14 protein-coding genes, 2 tRNA genes and 1 other RNA gene are annotated in these 15,886 nt (G+C 49.5%); 8 read left to right on the top strand and 9 right to left on the bottom strand.

The genetic code is table 11. The features are described from left to right. Positions 1-20 precede the first annotated feature (20 nt). The gene (locus tag AWR26_RS11780; protein WP_064566021.1) at positions 21-905 is read right to left on the bottom strand and encodes a DMT family transporter; all 885 of its coding nucleotides are present in this window, start codon (positions 903-905) and stop codon (positions 21-23) included. Positions 906-1,014: 109 nt separating this feature from the next. Here AWR26_RS11780 and AWR26_RS11785 point away from each other — a divergent pair, with 109 nt between their 5' ends. After that, positions 1,015-1,458, top strand: coding sequence for an Lrp/AsnC family transcriptional regulator (locus tag AWR26_RS11785; RefSeq protein ID WP_064569001.1), 444 nt, complete (start codon positions 1,015-1,017; stop codon positions 1,456-1,458). Positions 1,459-1,517: 59 nt separating this feature from the next. On the opposite strand, the gene AWR26_RS11790 is transcribed toward AWR26_RS11785, so the two are convergent. The 5 genes from AWR26_RS11790 to AWR26_RS11810 form a co-directional block, all read right to left on the bottom strand. Then, positions 1,518-1,649: non-coding RNA, RtT sRNA (locus AWR26_RS11790), on the bottom strand. Between the two features lie 52 nt (positions 1,650-1,701). Next, positions 1,702-1,786 (bottom strand) — tRNA-Tyr (locus tag AWR26_RS11795). Between the two features lie 35 nt (positions 1,787-1,821). After that, positions 1,822-1,906 (bottom strand) — tRNA-Tyr (locus AWR26_RS11800). Positions 1,907-2,069: 163 nt separating this feature from the next. Continuing rightward, positions 2,070-2,912, bottom strand: a complete 843-nt coding sequence (gene purU / locus AWR26_RS11805; RefSeq protein ID WP_007371883.1) for a formyltetrahydrofolate deformylase — start codon at positions 2,910-2,912, stop codon at positions 2,070-2,072. A gap of 48 nt (positions 2,913-2,960) precedes the next feature. After that, positions 2,961-3,419 carry a YchJ family protein gene (locus AWR26_RS11810; protein ID WP_071892687.1) on the bottom strand — a complete coding sequence of 153 codons (459 nt, stop codon included), beginning with the start codon at positions 3,417-3,419 and terminating at the stop codon, positions 2,961-2,963. A gap of 110 nt (positions 3,420-3,529) precedes the next feature. Between AWR26_RS11810 and rssA the strand changes: the two genes are divergently transcribed. From rssA to galU, 3 genes are all read left to right on the top strand, one after another. Next, positions 3,530-4,438 carry a patatin-like phospholipase RssA gene (gene rssA / locus AWR26_RS11815; protein ID WP_064566023.1) on the top strand — a complete coding sequence of 303 codons (909 nt, stop codon included), beginning with the start codon at positions 3,530-3,532 and terminating at the stop codon, positions 4,436-4,438. Positions 4,439-4,526: 88 nt separating this feature from the next. Further along, positions 4,527-5,546, top strand: coding sequence for a two-component system response regulator RssB (gene rssB, locus AWR26_RS11820; protein WP_064566025.1), 1,020 nt, complete (start codon positions 4,527-4,529; stop codon positions 5,544-5,546). Positions 5,547-5,743: 197 nt separating this feature from the next. Continuing rightward, entirely contained in the window at positions 5,744-6,655 is a 912-nt protein-coding gene (gene galU / locus AWR26_RS11825) for a UTP--glucose-1-phosphate uridylyltransferase GalU (protein WP_064566027.1), read from the top strand. 273 nt (positions 6,656-6,928) lie between these two features. Here galU and hns read toward each other — a convergent pair whose 3' ends face one another. Beyond that, the gene (hns, locus tag AWR26_RS11830; RefSeq protein ID WP_064566029.1) at positions 6,929-7,342 is read right to left on the bottom strand and encodes a histone-like nucleoid-structuring protein H-NS; all 414 of its coding nucleotides are present in this window, start codon (positions 7,340-7,342) and stop codon (positions 6,929-6,931) included. A gap of 536 nt (positions 7,343-7,878) precedes the next feature. Here hns and tdk point away from each other — a divergent pair. Then, on the top strand, positions 7,879-8,508 hold the full coding sequence (tdk, locus tag AWR26_RS11835; protein ID WP_035885504.1) for a thymidine kinase: 630 nt from the start codon (positions 7,879-7,881) through the stop codon (positions 8,506-8,508). Positions 8,509-8,565: 57 nt separating this feature from the next. Here the strand turns inward: tdk and adhE are convergent, their stop codons facing one another. Continuing rightward, positions 8,566-11,250 carry a bifunctional acetaldehyde-CoA/alcohol dehydrogenase gene (adhE, locus tag AWR26_RS11840; RefSeq protein WP_064566031.1) on the bottom strand — a complete coding sequence of 895 codons (2,685 nt, stop codon included), beginning with the start codon at positions 11,248-11,250 and terminating at the stop codon, positions 8,566-8,568. Between the two features lie 477 nt (positions 11,251-11,727). Here adhE and AWR26_RS11845 point away from each other — a divergent pair, with 477 nt between their 5' ends. Next, on the top strand, positions 11,728-12,372 hold the full coding sequence (locus AWR26_RS11845; protein WP_007371895.1) for a YchE family NAAT transporter: 645 nt from the start codon (positions 11,728-11,730) through the stop codon (positions 12,370-12,372). A gap of 365 nt (positions 12,373-12,737) precedes the next feature. Here the strand turns inward: AWR26_RS11845 and AWR26_RS11850 are convergent, their stop codons facing one another. Next, entirely contained in the window at positions 12,738-12,974 is a 237-nt protein-coding gene (locus AWR26_RS11850; RefSeq protein ID WP_139227893.1) for a hypothetical protein, read from the bottom strand. A gap of 225 nt (positions 12,975-13,199) precedes the next feature. Between AWR26_RS11850 and oppA the strand changes: the two genes are divergently transcribed. Together oppA and oppB are read left to right on the top strand one after the other, a co-directional pair. Further along, the gene (gene oppA, locus AWR26_RS11855; RefSeq protein WP_064566033.1) at positions 13,200-14,831 is read left to right on the top strand and encodes an oligopeptide ABC transporter substrate-binding protein OppA; all 1,632 of its coding nucleotides are present in this window, start codon (positions 13,200-13,202) and stop codon (positions 14,829-14,831) included. A gap of 134 nt (positions 14,832-14,965) precedes the next feature. Next, the gene (oppB, locus tag AWR26_RS11860) at positions 14,966-15,886 is read left to right on the top strand and encodes an oligopeptide ABC transporter permease OppB (protein WP_007371898.1); all 921 of its coding nucleotides are present in this window, start codon (positions 14,966-14,968) and stop codon (positions 15,884-15,886) included.

The following is a 15,886-nucleotide window of genomic DNA, read 5'->3' on the forward strand; positions in this document are numbered from 1 at the left end:
CCGCAACGCGGGGTTTTTTATTACCGTGAGGTGAGTGTTGCCGGGGCATTTCGACGCTCACCCCAGCCGAGATTATTGCCTGCAGCCGCCAGCAGAATAAGCACGCCACCTGCCATTTGCACGAGACTGAGCGAATGGCCAAACAGCAGGTTATCAATAACAATCGCAACCAGAGGATAAATAAACGACAGGGAGCCAATTAACGGCGTGGGTAATTTCTGTATCGCGCTATAAAGCAGTTGATACATTACGCCGGTATGCAGAATCCCCAGCGTCAATACCATGGCCCACGAAAAAGGCTGGGCAGGGGCTGAAATATGCGCCAGCGGCAGCAGCATCACTACGCCGGTCAGCACCTGAATCAGAGCAATATGTTGCGCCGGTAACTGACGCAAATGGCGGGCAATCATTGCCGTCAGGGCATAGAAAAATGCGGCGCCTAACGCCATCGCCATTCCACTAAGCCATTGCGCATTCGGATGGCGTAGTTCGCTAAGTAGCAACAGTACGACGCCGGAAAAGGCCAGCAGCAACCAGCCCCATTTTGTCAGCGTGACACGTTCGCCGAGCAGCATACTCATCAGCACCAGCATAAAGGGTTGCGTGTTGTAGACCACCGTCGCCAGCCCCATTGAAATACGGCTGTAAGCGGCGAACAGCAGCAACCAGTTAATGACCAGTGCAACTCCCCCGGCAATGGCCAGAAGTAAGATTGTGCGGGGGATGCGGCGCAGCGGTTGTTTGCTAAAGCGGATAAACAGAAAAAGGGTAAATGCACCTATCAGGCAGCGCCAGAAAACCACATCAATCACCGCCATCCCGCTGAGCAGGACAAATGCGCCAATCGATCCGGAAATCAGCATCGCCAGGCTCATTTGCCAGGCACCCTCTGGAATAGTTTTCATCGATGACCTCCTGAAGTTGATGCGCTTATTGTCGAAAAACAGCGGCCAGCTTTACAGAGAGGATATAAGGTAAGATATTGTTAATGCCTTTATAAATTAGGTGAAAATTATGGAATACATTATTGATGACATCGACCGTGCCATTCTCGCCTCACTAGCGGAAGATGCGCGCCAGTCGTTAAAAGTGCTTAGCGCACGCGTAGGGCTCACTTCACCCAGCACGGCGGAACGGGTTAAACGGCTGGAGGAGCGGGGCGTAATAGAGGGATATGGCGCTCGGGTAAATCTCGCGGCGCTGGATTATCGCATACAGGCGCTGGTACGGGTCAGGCCATTGCCCGGGATGCTGCAGAAAGTGGATAAGCTGATTCAGGCGTTGCCCGAGTGTATAGAAAATGACAAGGTCACCGGAGAAGACTGTTTCGTTATGCGGCTGGTTGTGCACTCCATCGAGCAACTGGATGCACTGCTCGACACGATTTCCGAGTATGCGCAATGTAATACGTCGATAGTGAAGAGTTCACCGGTTAAACGGCGGTTACCACCAATCTAACCATCGGCAAAATATGCAGATATTGAGCTGGATAAAAGCAGGGAAAGTGTTTTTGGAGATGGTGGTGGGGGAAGGATGATTCGGCGCTAAAGCGCCTCACCCTGCGGGTCGTTGCCTGCGGCAACGCGCTCTCGCGTTGCTCGAGTCGAACCTTAATCGAAGGTTCTCGTCCTTCCCCGATCGGAAAAATATGTGGGTATTGAGCTGGATAAAAGCTGGGAGCTGGGAAAGTGTTTTTGAAGATGGTGGTGGGGGAAGGATTCGAACCTTCGAAGTCGATGACGGCAGATTTACAGTCTGCTCCCTTTGGCCGCTCGGGAACCCCACCAGGGGTAATACTTATTGTGATGCATGTGCAGTAGATGGTGGTGGGGGAAGGATTCGAACCTTCGAAGTCGATGACGGCAGATTTACAGTCTGCTCCCTTTGGCCGCTCGGGAACCCCACCACGGGGTAAAGCTAGTTTGATACTGGCCCGCTTCCATCTCGGGAAGCGCGGCGCATCATATCAAATGACGCGTCGCTGTAAAGCGCTGAAATACCAAAATTGAATCGGTTGCCTGCTTTTTGCACGTAATGGTGCAAACGCAGGCAATTCATTTTATTAATGATTAAAGAATAATCGTCCGGTTACCGTATACAAATACCCGTTGCGCCAGCACCTGATACAGCGCACGGCTCAGAACATTTTTCTCGACGTCACGACCGGCGCGCATCATATCTTCTGCTGTATAGGTGTGATCCACATGAATGACGTCCTGCATAATGATTGGGCCTTCGTCCAGATTGTCATTCACATAGTGCGCAGTTGCGCCGATGATCTTCACACCGCGCTCATACGCCTGATGATAAGGACGGGCGCCGATAAAGGCAGGCAGGAACGAGTGGTGAATATTGATGATCTTATTCGGGAAGCGGGAAACAAACTCCGGAGTCAACACTCGCATGTATTTTGCCAGCACTACATAATCGGGTTGATGGGCTTCAATCGCCTGCACCATCAGTGCATCGTGCGCTTCGCGGGTCAACCCTTCATGGCTTACCAGTTCGAACGGAATGTCGAAGCGCTCTACCAGAGAACGCAGCGTATCATGGTTACCGATAACGGCGGCAATCTCCACATCCAGCCCACCATAGTTGGCTTTCATTAGCAGATCGCCGAGGCAATGCGCCTCTTTTGTCACCAGAATAACCACGCGGCGACGACCGGCAGGGTTCAGCTCGCGAATGGAGCCTTCCGGCAGCGCGCTATCAAGATCGGCCAACAGCGTGGCGTCGTTAAAAATACCTTCCAGCTCGGTACGCATAAAAAAGCGTCCGGTGCGGTGATCCACAAACTCATTGTTCTGCACAATGTTCAGTTCGTGCTTATAACAAATGTTAGTGATCCGCGCGATAAGGCCTTTTTGGTCAGGGCAAATGGTGCGCAAAATTTTACGTTGTAATGAATGCATTGCCGGGTAAATCCTGTTGATGATGTTTGCTATGAGGTGATGCCCGGCTTATTGCCCGCAGCACTTTTTAAATTTTTTACCTGACCCACAAGGGCAGGGATCGTTACGGCCAAACTGAGGACGCGTACCGTCGATATAATACCACTGGCCGTTCTCCTTTAAGAATCGGGAACGTTCGATTATCGCGCCGTTCTTACCCTTTTCCTGAAAGCGCGCCACAAAACTGACATAGCCTTCGTTGGCATTAGCGCCATCAGCATGCTCAAATACCGTCAGACCCAGCCAGTATGTATCGGCAAATCCGGCTTCAATTTGCTGGCGGAACGCATGAGCTTCGCAAGAGGGATGCCAGGTTTTGATCAGGTATTCGGCCTGATGGAGAACAAAAGCGGTGTAACGCGAGCGCATCAGGCGTGAGGGATCCGGCGCAACCTGCGTACCAGACAGATAAGGCTGACAACATAGGCTATAATCGAGAGCGCTACCGCATGGGCAAGATTGAGACAAAATAGCATTCCAGGAACAATAAAAGCGGCGCGTTTGCGCCAGGGTAGCAATATGTTAACTGAGCCGCAGCGTTGTGGCTACAGTAAGCCGGGGGAAGTGAAACAAGCGTAATGAGAACGGTAAAAATAGGTCTGGCGCTCGGTTCAGGCGCAGCCCGGGGCTGGTCGCATATTGGTGTAATTAATGCCCTGGAGCGTGCCGGCATTGAGATCGATATTGTGGCAGGGTGTTCCATTGGATCTCTGGTAGGTGCGGCGTATTCCTGTGGGCGCCTGTCGGCGCTGGAATCGTGGGTGCGCGCCTTTAGCTACTGGGATGTGCTGCGGTTGATGGATGTCTCATGGCAGCGCGGTGGTTTGCTCCGTGGAGAACGCGTGTTCAATCAATATCGCCAGATTTTACCGTTTACTGAATTTAGCCAGTGCGAAAAGCGATTTGGCGCAGTGGCGACCAACCTGAGTACCGGGCGTGAACTCTGGTTCACCAGCGGCAATATGCATCATGCAGTACGCGCTTCCTGTAGTATGCCTGGCCTTATGTCGCCGGTTGCGCACAATGGTTACTGGCTGGTTGATGGCGCGGTAGTTAACCCGGTTCCCATTTCATTGACCCGTGCGTTAGGTGCGGATGTCGTGATTGCTGTCGATTTACAGCATGATGCGCATTTGATGCAACAGGATCTTATGTCATTAAATCTCACGCAAAACGAAACAGAAAGCGCCGTCGGAGAGACATTAGCGTGGCATAAACGTCTGCGCGCGCGGCTGGGCCGCATTACGCCCAAACGTCCGGTAGCGCCAACCGCGATGGAGATCATGAGTACCTCGATTCAGGTGCTGGAGAACCGGCTTAAGCGCAACCGTATGGCAGGCGATCCCCCTGATATTTTGCTACAGCCTGTTTGCCCGCAAATATCGACGCTAGACTTTCACCGTGCGGACGCTGCCATTGCTGCTGGTCAGCTGGCGGTTGAAAAGAAAATCGATGAATTGATGCCTCTGGCGCGGACATCAGTGTGACTATTTTTACAAGAGTTCAGCAAATTCTGACAGGCGATTCCTGGCGAAGCATGCCACTATTAGTCTATCGTCAGGCAGGGGAGAAAAGATGACGCAGCCGTTAACCGGAAAACAAATACTGATCGTTGAGGACGAGCCCGTTTTCCGCTCGCTGCTGGATTCATGGCTCCTGTCATTAGGTGCGACGACGCTGCTTGCTGGTGATGGCGTGGACGCGCTGGAGTTGATGACGACAAGTAAGCCTGATTTGATGATTTGCGATCTTGCGATGCCGCGCATGAATGGTCTGATGCTGATCGAATCGTTGCGTAATCAGGGCGATCAGACTCCGGTGCTGGTGATCTCCGCAACAGAAAATATGGCTGACATCGCTAAAGCGTTGCGTCTTGGCGTGCAGGACGTGGTGCTAAAACCGGTGAAAGATTTCAACCGCCTGAAAGAAACTATCTTTGCCTGTATTTATCCCAACATGTTTAACTCGCGCGTCGAAGAAGAGGAACGCCTGTTCCAGGACTGGGACGCGCTGGTAGGTAATCCGCAGGCGGCGGCCAATTTGTTGCAGGAACTTCAGCCGCCGGTACAGCAGGTACTTTCCGGGTGCCGGGTAAATTATCGCCAGTTAGTTTCGGCGGAAAATCCAGGGCTGGTTCTGGATATTGCGCCTATTTCTTCGCAGGATCTCGCCTTTTACTGCCTGGATGTTACCCGCGCGGGGAATAACGGCGTACTGGCTGCACTATTATTGCGGGCGTTATTTAACGGCCTGCTGCAAGAACAGCTATCGCATCAGCGTCAGCGTCAGCGTTTGCCTGAAATGGGAGCGTTACTTAAACAGGTGAATCAGCTTTTGCGCCAGGCGAATTTGCCGGGACAATTTCCGCTACTGGTGGGCTATTACCACAGCGATCTTAAAAACCTGATATTAGTTTCAGCCGGGCTTAATGCCTCGTTAAATACCGGCGATCACCATATTCAAATTAGCAACGGTGTTCCGCTTGGCACATTGGGTAATACTTATCTTAATCAGTTGAGCCAGCGCTGCGACTCCTGGCAATGTCAGGTGTGGGGCGCTGGGGGGCGGCTGCGCTTGATGTTGAGCGCGGAATGAGCGATCGCATCATCCATTGCAGATACATTTACCCGTCGGATTAAACGGGTGGTACTATCGCCGCAGAATATGCGTATTTGTCCTAATTAGATGTAAGCGCGTCCTTTTCAGACCTGGTTGATGGGTGGGTACTGATATACTCAGGCGCGAGTTAATTCATGAACATGTTCATAGTTTGAACAGTCCAGGAGATTTCAATGGCTGCAATAAATTCGAAAGTGACTAAAGCAGTAATCCCGGTAGCGGGATTGGGAACCAGGATGTTACCAGCGACCAAGGCAATTCCTAAAGAAATGTTACCGCTGGTGGATAAGCCATTAATTCAGTATGTCGTTAATGAATGTATCGCTGCAGGTATTACGGAAATCGTTCTGGTCACACATTCCTCCAAAAACTCTATTGAAAACCATTTCGATACCAGTTTTGAACTGGAAGCGATGCTGGAAAAACGTGTTAAACGTCAGCTTCTGGAAGAAGTTCAGTCCATTTGCCCGCCACATGTCACTATTATGCAGGTTCGTCAGGGGCTGGCGAAAGGATTGGGACACGCAGTGCTGTGTGCGCATCCGGTGGTTGGTAATGAGCCAGTCGCGGTAATTCTTCCGGACGTTATTCTGGATGAATATGAATCCGATCTGTCCCAGGATAACCTGGCTGAAATGATTAAACGCTTTGACGAAACGGGTGCCAGCCAGATTATGGTTGAGCCGGTTGCTGATGTGACCGCCTATGGTGTCGTTGACTGTAAAGGCGCCACGTTAAATCCAGGCGACAGCGTGCCGATGGTTGGCGTGGTAGAAAAACCGAAAGCCGACGTTGCGCCGTCCAATCTGGCCGTGGTAGGCCGTTATGTGCTGAGTGAGCAAATTTGGCCGTTGCTGGCGAAAACGCCTCCGGGAGCGGGTGATGAGATTCAGCTTACCGATGCGATTGATATGTTAATCGAAAAAGAAACGGTTGAAGCTTATCATATGAAAGGCAAGAGCCACGATTGTGGTAATAAGCTGGGATATATGCAGGCGTTCGTAGAATACGGTCTTCGTCACAATTCTCTTGGTGCCGAATTTAAAACCTGGCTGGAAGATACTGTAGGCACCGGAAAAGCATAATCTTCTTCCTGATGCCCAAATAAGGCCGGAGACAATAGTGCAATGCGCTGATTATCTCCGGCCTTTTTATTTTTGTGTTTCCAGGTGAAACATCCGTTAACTTCTTCTCGTAAGAACAAAGCGCACAAAAAGAATAATGTGATGTTGAGAATTTAAACAAAAGGCAAGCAGTAAGTCTGAGCGGGGTTGGCGCTACACTATATTTGTGAAGATATTGTGTGGTTCATCAAAAAAAATCCCGCCGGTGGCGGGATTTTTTTGAAGCAGGCGAGATTACTCGGTGATCAGGAAATCGTCGAGCTGTTTGCCTTGTTCGTCCATTGCTTTTTTGATAACAGCAGGAGTGCGACCCTGGCCAGTCCACGTTTTAGTTTCGCCGTTTTCATCAACGTAGCTATATTTAGCCGGACGTGCTGCGCGTTTAGCTTTTGTGCCGGATTTAGCAGCAGAAAGACTATTCAGCAATTCATTCGGGTCAATACCGTCAGCCATCAGCATGTCACGGTATTGTTGCAGTTTACGCGTACGTTCTTCAACTTCAGCTGCGGCGGCGCTTTCTTCCTCGCGGCGTTCATTTACCACAACTTCTAATTTTTCCAGCATTTCTTCGAGCGTTTCCAGAGTGCATTCTCTTGCCTGCGCACGAAGAGTACGGATGTTGTTCAGAATTTTAAGTGCTTCGCTCATTGTAGTAATCTCAAACTTATATTGGGGTGGTTTGTTGGGCTAATAATAGAGCGTTAATTTGACCAGTGCAATAGCTGAGAATGTAAGGAATTCAAAATACCCATTTATTTCGATGATTTTTAAATATCGCTAACTTAAATTTAGCTTGAAGAATCGCACAAAACAGCGCTTATACCGACGACAAACTTCATCGTCAGGATTGCGGCTGCTTTCGATTAATCCAGAAAGGGTTATAGGCACAATGGATAAATAACAGCCTTATGTATTACGACATCAGATGGGGTTTTTCTTCTAAATTATTAATAATTTCCGAACCATAAGCTCAGATTGTTCTGATTACAAATAGTATGTATACGACCCGGTTTCTAATTGTTGTTTCTTTGGCAGTAACAAACCACTGCATAAACTTGCCTTATATCTATGAGTCCATAACCAGACCCGATTTACTCAGGATCAGCGCTGGCTCAGGGTTAGCCAGATAAAATATGGTACAATCGTTGTCGGAATATCACACTTTGATTGGGGTTTTGCACGCAATGGCACAGCTTTATTTCTACTATTCAGCAATGAATGCAGGGAAATCGACAGCGTTACTACAGTCTTCGTACAATTATCAGGAACGCGGCATGCGTTCGGTAGTCTACACCGCTGAAATTGACGATCGCTTCGGAGCAGGGAAGGTAAGTTCGCGTATTGGCTTATCATCACCTGCGCGTTTGTTTAATCAACACACTGCATTATTCGAAGAGATAAAAGCTGAACATGCGCGTGAAGCGGTACATTGCGTGCTGGTGGATGAGAGCCAGTTTTTAACGCGTGAACAGGTCTATGCATTGTCTGAAGTTGTTGATCAACTGGATATCCCGGTACTGTGCTATGGGCTGCGTACTGATTTTCGCGGCGAGCTGTTCGTGGGAAGCCAATATTTACTCGCGTGGTCAGACAAACTGGTCGAACTGAAAACCATCTGTTTCTGCGGACGTAAAGCCAGCATGGTACTGCGCCTGGATCAGGCCGGACGTCCCTACAATGAAGGGGAGCAGGTAGTAATAGGCGGCAATGAGCGCTATGTCTCCGTATGCCGTAAACACTATAAGGAAGCCCTTGCTGAGGGTTCGTTAACGGCGATACAGCAACGCGTACGCGGAACAACGTCCGATTGTTGAGTTTAATGTCAGATATAAAAAAACCCGCCGAAGCGGGTTTTTTATTAACTGAGATAATTAAGCGGTTTTCTTCGCTTTTTTATCTGCTTTTACAGCCGGTACTACCACTTCAACTTTCGCTGATGCCGTGTCACTTTCTTTGAACTCACGACCATAGAACGTATCCAGCAGGATTTGTTTCAGTTCGGAGATCAGTGGGTAACGCGGGTTAGCGCCAGTGCACTGGTCATCAAATGCATCTTCAGACAGTTTATCCACGTTCGCAAGGAAGTCCGCTTCCTGCACGCCAGCTTCACGGATAGATTTCGGAATGCCCAGTTCAGCTTTCAGGCTTTCCAGCCATGCCAGCAGTTTTTCAATTTTCGCTGCGGTACGGTCGCCTGGAGCGCTCAGGCCCAGATGATCGGCGATCTCAGCATAGCGACGACGCGCCTGCGGACGATCGTACTGGCTGAAAGCCGTCTGTTTGGTCGGGTTGTCATTCGCGTTGTAGCGGATAACGTTACAGATCAGCAGGGCGTTAGCCAGACCGTGCGGAATGTGGAACTGTGAGCCCAGTTTGTGCGCCATGGAGTGACACACGCCGAGGAAGGCGTTTGCAAACGCGATACCGGCGATGGTCGCTGCACTGTGAACGCGTTCACGTGCTACCGGGTTTTTAGAACCTTCGTTGTAAGACGCTGGCAGATTTTCTTTCAACAGTTTCAGGGCTTGCAGCGCCTGACCATCGGAGAATTCAGAAGCCAGTACAGAAACATAAGCTTCCAGTGCGTGCGTCACCGCGTCCAGGCCACCGAAAGCACACAGTGATTTCGGCATTTCCATTACGAGGTTGGCGTCGACAATGGCCATATCCGGGGTCAGTGCATAATCTGCCAGCGGGTATTTCTGACCGGTTGCATCATCGGTCACGACGGCAAACGGCGTCACTTCAGAACCGGTACCGGAAGTAGTGGTGATAGCGACCATTTTCGCTTTCACGCCCATTTTCGGGAACTTGTAGATACGTTTACGGATGTCCATAAAGCGCAGCGCCAGCTCTTCGAAATGGGTTTCCGGATGTTCGTACATAACCCACATGATTTTAGCGGCATCCATCGGGGAACCACCACCAAGCGCGATGATGATGTCCGGTTTGAAGGAGTTCGCCAGTTCCGCACCTTTACGCACGATGGTCAGCGTCGGGTCAGCTTCAACTTCGAAGAACACTTCAGTTTCCACGCCAGCCGCTTTCAGCACAGAGGTGATCTGGTCTGCATAGCCATTGTTGAAGAGGAAACGGTCGGTCACGATAAGCGCGCGTTTGTGACCATCAGTAATCACTTCATCCAGCGCAATTGGCAGTGAGCCACGGCGGAAGTAGATAGATTTCGGAAGTTTATGCCACAACATGTTTTCAGCTCGCTTAGCAACGGTTTTCTTGTTGATCAGGTGTTTCGGACCAACGTTTTCGGAGATGGAGTTACCACCCCAGGAACCACAACCCAGAGTCAGGGAAGGCGCGAGTTTAAAGTTATACAGGTCACCGATACCACCCTGTGATGCCGGGGTGTTGATCAGGATACGTGCGGTTTTCATCTTCTGACCGAAGAAGGCGACACGATCCGGCTGGTTATCCTGGTCGGTATACAGGCAGGAAGTATGACCGATACCGCCCATGGCGACCAGTTTCTCAGCTTTTTCTACCGCGTCTTCAAAGTCTTTCGCACGGTACATTGCCAGCGTCGGGGAGAGTTTTTCATGTGCAAATGGTTCACTTTCATCAACCACTTTCACTTCACCAATCAGGATCTTGGTTGTAGCCGGAACGGTGAAGCCGGCAAGCTCAGCAATTTTATAGGCTGGCTGGCCAACGATAGCGGCGTTCAGCGCGCCATTTTTCAGGATAATATCCTGAACGGCTTTCAGTTCTTTACCCTGCAACATGTAGCCGCCGTGGCTGGCGAAACGTTCGCGAACGGCGTCATACACAGAATCGACAACAACGACAGATTGTTCAGATGCGCAGATCACGCCGTTATCGAAGGTTTTGGACATCAGTACGGATGCGACGGCACGTTTGATATCGGCAGTTTCGTCGATCACAACCGGGGTGTTACCAGCGCCTACACCAATTGCTGGTTTACCGGAACTGTACGCCGCTTTAACCATACCCGGGCCACCGGTGGCCAGAATCAGGTTAATGTCAGGGTGGTGCATCAGTGCGTTGGATAATTCAACAGACGGTTGGTCAATCCAGCCGATCAAATCTTTCGGCGCGCCAGCGGCAATCGCAGCTTGCAGAACGATGTCTGCGGCTTTGTTAGTAGCATCTTTAGCGCGCGGATGTGGAGAGAAGATAATTGCGTTACGGGTCTTCAGGCTAATTAGCGATTTGAAGATAGCAGTAGAGGTTGGGTTAGTGGTTGGAACGATACCACAGATGATGCCGATAGGTTCCGCAATGGTGATGGTGCCGAAGGTATCATCTTCAGACAGCACACCACAGGTTTTCTCATCTTTATAGGCGTTGTAGATATACTCAGAAGCGAAGTGGTTTTTAATCACTTTATCTTCAACGATACCCATACCAGATTCGGCAACGGCCATTTTAGCGAGAGGGATTCGAGCATCTGCGGCTGCCAGGGCGGCGGCACGGAAGATTTTATCTACTTGCTCTTGAGTAAAGTTGGCATATTCACGCTGGGCTTTTTTCACTCGTTCAACGAGCGCGTTAAGTTCAGCGACATTAGTAACAGCCATAATGCTCTCCTGATAATGTTAAACTCTTTTAGTAAACCAGCTGTCCAGGGTGAAATTATAGACAGGCCGGCTGCAGGTTGCATAAGGTTCAGAAAAACAAAGACTTAACGCCAACCCAATACTACTGGTTTACTGAAAGAGCCTTAACAGAAAAGTCGCATTTATTGACGATTTTGCTCTCTTTTCGTGGATTCAAGATTACCCACTTCTGAGTAAGTAATGCGTGATCTATGTCAAGTTTCAGCGAAGCTGACACCTTTCAGCAGGCCGTTTTTGGGCGTTTGTATCAAATGTTAATGGCATTTGGCCAGGCGCGCCGTAAGATTATCACAATTACAACAACTGTGTAACGCGCTGTATTGCATGATTTTTCTGCAAATCTTAATGAACAGCGGCACGAAAACGCGTATCTTCTGCATGGATTTTCCTGCCACGCCGATATAGTTGATATAGGGTGACATTACGGAGCTTACAGCGGTGCAAACATTGATAGATTTACCTCTTTATTTTAAATTTTTTATTGGTCTTTTTGCGCTGGTGAACCCGGTCGGCATCATTCCGGTTTTTATCAGCATGACCAGTTATCAGATGGTTGGTGCGCGAAATAAAACCAACCTTACTGCAAACGTCTCAGTGGCAATTATCCTCTGGACTTCTTTATTTCTCGGTAATGGCATTTTGCAGCTATTCGGCATCTCGATTGATTCGTTCCGCATTGCCGGCGGCATTCTGGTTGTCACTATTGCCATGTCGATGATCAGCGGCAAGCTCGGGGAAGATAAACAGAATAAACAAGAGAAGTCAGAAACCGCGATTCGCGAAAGCATCGGCGTAGTGCCGCTGGCATTACCTTTAATGGCGGGGCCTGGTGCCATCAGCTCCACGATTGTGTGGGGGACGCGCTATCACAACCTGGTACATTTAATTGGTTTTACCGTGGCCATTGCGTTATTTGCTTTCTGCTCGTGGGGGCTGTTCCGCATCGCGCCATGGTTAGTGCGCTTACTGGGGCAAACCGGCATCAACGTTATCACGCGTATTATGGGGTTATTATTGATGGCATTGGGCATTGAGTTTATTGTCGGCGGCATAAGATCCTTGTTCCCCGGTCTGCTGAACTGATTCACCTTTTTATTACGTACGGCTGAGCTTGTTATCTCTTCCTTTATATAACAGGTAAATTCAGCCGCTACGGACCCGCCTGGAAAAGCCAAAAATTAGTAAAAGATATGAAGAATGCGCAAAGCGGCGCGAAATATAATAATTTACACTTATCAGAAAATCTGTTCCCAATCAGTGAATTATAAGTAATGTGAATCTATCCTGTGCGTATTTCGCACAATTGACGCTGTTATTTCTGTCACACCATACTATTGGGCTTGCCGTGACATAATCGAAATGATATTAGTACTTTCAGACTTCCTGCAGATGAATGTGCTAAAAAGTAGTCAATTGTTGATTATTTGTGCAAAAAAATACGGCATCTGCTAAAAAGCATTACATGGTGGTAATGCTTCCTTATCTTCTTGATTTAAAGAGATAAAAAACTCAAAGGGAGGCTGTGAACGCAGCGCTTCATAGATAACGCTGTGTCGCAAAAGAGAAATGGTTAACAAATTTGCAAATTGTATTGGCGGCGGTGTGAGGCATTTGATATTTTCCGCCCTTATATTTAGCTCCTTATAATTTGCAAGATAAACAATATAGATGAGAATCGTTTTCATATAACGACCATCGCCAGAATCAGAGCTGCCTCGACAGGGGGGGCGGTTTACCGAATCGACGTAAGATTGCCGTTTGAGCGATCCGTAATAAAAAAGTCGGTGATAGCAGCAGTAAAAAAAGATGTCTGATAGCGCCAAAAAGCTCCTGCGCTCTTCAGACCCCCACAGGGGATGAAACACGCTGACGTCAACGTCAGTAATTATAATGAGTGGAGTATCAACACAATGTCCATCATCACAAAGAAAAGTCTGGTAGCAGCAGGAGTTCTGGCTGCGCTAATTACCGGCAACGCGGCAATGGCTGCCGACGTTCCGGCAGGTGTTCAACTGGCGGATAATCAGACGCTGGTCCGTAATAACGGTTCTGAAGTGCAATCTCTCGACCCGCACAAAATTGAAGGGGTTCCTGAATCCAACGTCAGCCGCGATCTGTTCGAAGGTCTGCTGATCTCTGATGTTGAAGGCCACCCGACCGCCGGTGTTGCAGAGAAGTGGGAAAACAAAGATTTTAAAGTCTGGACCTTCCATCTGCGCAAAAACGCAAAATGGTCCGACGGTACGCCGGTAACGGCGCACGATTTCGTCTACAGCTGGCAGCGTCTGGCGGATCCGAAAACGGCTTCTCCGTATGCGAGCTACCTGCAATACGGTCATATCGCTAACATCGACGATGTTATCGCCGGTAAAAAACCTGTCACCGATCTCGGCGTAAAAGCTATTGATGACAATACCTTTGAAGTGACGCTTAGCGAGCCGGTTCCTTATTTCTACAAACTGCTGGTTCACCCGTCAGTTTCTGCTGTGCCTAAAGCCGCTATTGAGAAATACGGTGAAAAATGGACTCAACCAGCCAACATTGTCACCAACGGTGCATACAAACTGAAAGACTGGGTGGTCAACGAACGTATCGTTCTTGAGCGTAACACCAACTATTGGGATAACGCTAAAACGGTTATCAACCAGGTTACCTACCTGCCGATCTCTTCTGAAGTGACAGACGTTAACCGCTATCGCAGCGGCGAAATCGACATGACTTACAACAACATGCCGATTGAACTGTTCCAGAAGCTGAAAAAAGAGATTCCTAAAGAAGTGCACGTCGATCCGTACCTGTGTACTTATTACTACGAAATCAACAACCAAAAACCGCCATTCACTGACGTTCGTGTTCGTACCGCTCTGAAACTGGCGCTGGATCGCGACATCATCGTTAATAAAGTGAAAAACCAGGGCGATCTGCCGGCATACAGCTACACGCCGCCGTATACCGATGGTGCAAAACTGACTGAACCGGCCTGGTTCAAAATGACTCAAGAACAGCGTAACGCCGAAGCGAAAAAACTGCTGGCCGAAGCCGGTTATACTGCGGATAAACCGCTCTCCTTCAGCCTGCTGTACAACACGTCTGACCTGCATAAAAAACTGGCGATCGCCGTGGCTTCCATCTGGAAGAAAAACCTGGGCGCTAACGTAACGCTGGAAAACCAGGAGTGGAAAACCTTCCTCGACACGCGTCATCAGGGCACCTTTGATGTGGCACGTGCGGGCTGGTGTGCGGACTACAACGAGCCGACTTCTTTCCTGAATACCATGCTGTCCGACAGCTCTAACAACACCGCGCACTATAAGAGCCCGGCGTTTGACAAGCTGATTGCCGACACGCTGAAAGTTACTGACGAAGCGCAGCGTACGGAGCTTTACTCCAAAGCTGAACAGCAGTTGGATAAAGACTCGGCGATCGTTCCGGTTTACTACTACGTGAACGCCCGTCTGGTGAAAACCTGGGTTGGCGGCTACACCGGTAAAGACCCGATGGATAATATCTACGTTAAAAACTTGTATATTATCAAGCATTAATGGCAATGAGTGGGGCAGGGCAACCTGCCCCACAGTGTCTTATTTTTTACGCAACAGAATACACATCATGCACGGACGGCTAATGGCAGTCTGGAAGCGAATGTGTAAAAGGCACAGGCCAGAAGGTACGGGCAATGTTGAAATTTATCCTACGTCGCTGTCTAGAAGCGATCCCAACGCTTTTCATCCTTATCACGATTTCGTTCTTTATGATGCGTCTCGCGCCGGGTAGTCCTTTTACCGGTGAACGTGCGCTTGCGCCGGAAGTGATGGCGAATATTGAGGCGAAATACCATTTAAACGATCCGATCACTACGCAATATTTCAGCTATCTGAAACAGTTGGCGCATTTCGATTTCGGACCGTCATTTAAATACAAAGACTACACCGTAAACGATCTGGTTGCGGCCAGCTTCCCGGTTTCAGCGAAATTAGGGGCGGCAGCCTTTATTCTTGCGATTGTCTTTGGCGTTACCGCAGGCGTTGTTGCGGCGTTAAACCAGAACACGAAGTGGGACTACACGGTGATGGGGCTGGCAATGACCGGGGTAGTGATCCCCAGTTTTGTTGTCGCACCATTATTAGTGATGATCTTCGCCATTATATTGAAATGGCTGCCCGCCGGTGGCTGGAATGGCGGCGCGCTGAAATTCATGATCCTGCCGATGGTTGCGCTCTCTCTGGCCTATATCGCCAGCATCGCCCGTATTACGCGCGGTTCAATGATTGAGGTATTACACTCAAACTTTATCCGTACCGCGCGGGCGAAAGGGCTGCCGATGCGCCGCATTATCTTCCGCCACGCGCTGAAACCTGCGCTGCTGCCGGTACTCTCTTATATGGGGCCTGCGTTTGTCGGCATTATTACCGGTTCAATGGTTATCGAGACCATTTATGGCCTGCCGGGTATCGGCCAGCTGTTTGTGAACGGCGCGCTGAACCGTGACTATTCGCTGGTGCTGAGCCTGACCATCCTTGTCGGGGCGCTGACCATTATCTTTAACGCGATCGTTGATGTGCTGTATGCCGTCATCGATCCGAAGATCCGTTATTAA

This window comes from Kosakonia oryzae, assembly GCF_001658025.2.
Classification (GTDB): domain Bacteria; phylum Pseudomonadota; class Gammaproteobacteria; order Enterobacterales; family Enterobacteriaceae; genus Kosakonia; species Kosakonia oryzae.

Excerpts from the sequence above, each read along its gene's own strand:
- AWR26_RS11850 (WP_139227893.1), bottom strand. The coding sequence starts at position 12,974 with ATGAAAACGATTCTCATCTATATTGTTTATCTTGCAAATTATAAGGAG.
- galU (WP_064566027.1), top strand. The coding sequence starts at position 5,744 with ATGGCTGCAATAAATTCGAAAGTGACTAAAGCAGTAATCCCGGTAGCG.
- AWR26_RS11785 (WP_064569001.1), top strand. The coding sequence starts at position 1,015 with ATGGAATACATTATTGATGACATCGACCGTGCCATTCTCGCCTCACTA.
- adhE (WP_064566031.1), bottom strand. The coding sequence starts at position 11,250 with ATGGCTGTTACTAATGTCGCTGAACTTAACGCGCTCGTTGAACGAGTG.
- hns (WP_064566029.1), bottom strand. The coding sequence starts at position 7,342 with ATGAGCGAAGCACTTAAAATTCTGAACAACATCCGTACTCTTCGTGCG.
- tdk (WP_035885504.1), top strand. The coding sequence starts at position 7,879 with ATGGCACAGCTTTATTTCTACTATTCAGCAATGAATGCAGGGAAATCG.
- oppA (WP_064566033.1), top strand. The coding sequence starts at position 13,200 with ATGTCCATCATCACAAAGAAAAGTCTGGTAGCAGCAGGAGTTCTGGCT.
- purU (WP_007371883.1), bottom strand. The coding sequence starts at position 2,912 with ATGCATTCATTACAACGTAAAATTTTGCGCACCATTTGCCCTGACCAA.
- rssB (WP_064566025.1), top strand. The coding sequence starts at position 4,527 with ATGACGCAGCCGTTAACCGGAAAACAAATACTGATCGTTGAGGACGAG.
- oppB (WP_007371898.1), top strand. The coding sequence starts at position 14,966 with ATGTTGAAATTTATCCTACGTCGCTGTCTAGAAGCGATCCCAACGCTT.
- AWR26_RS11780 (WP_064566021.1), bottom strand. The coding sequence starts at position 905 with ATGAAAACTATTCCAGAGGGTGCCTGGCAAATGAGCCTGGCGATGCTG.
- rssA (WP_064566023.1), top strand. The coding sequence starts at position 3,530 with ATGAGAACGGTAAAAATAGGTCTGGCGCTCGGTTCAGGCGCAGCCCGG.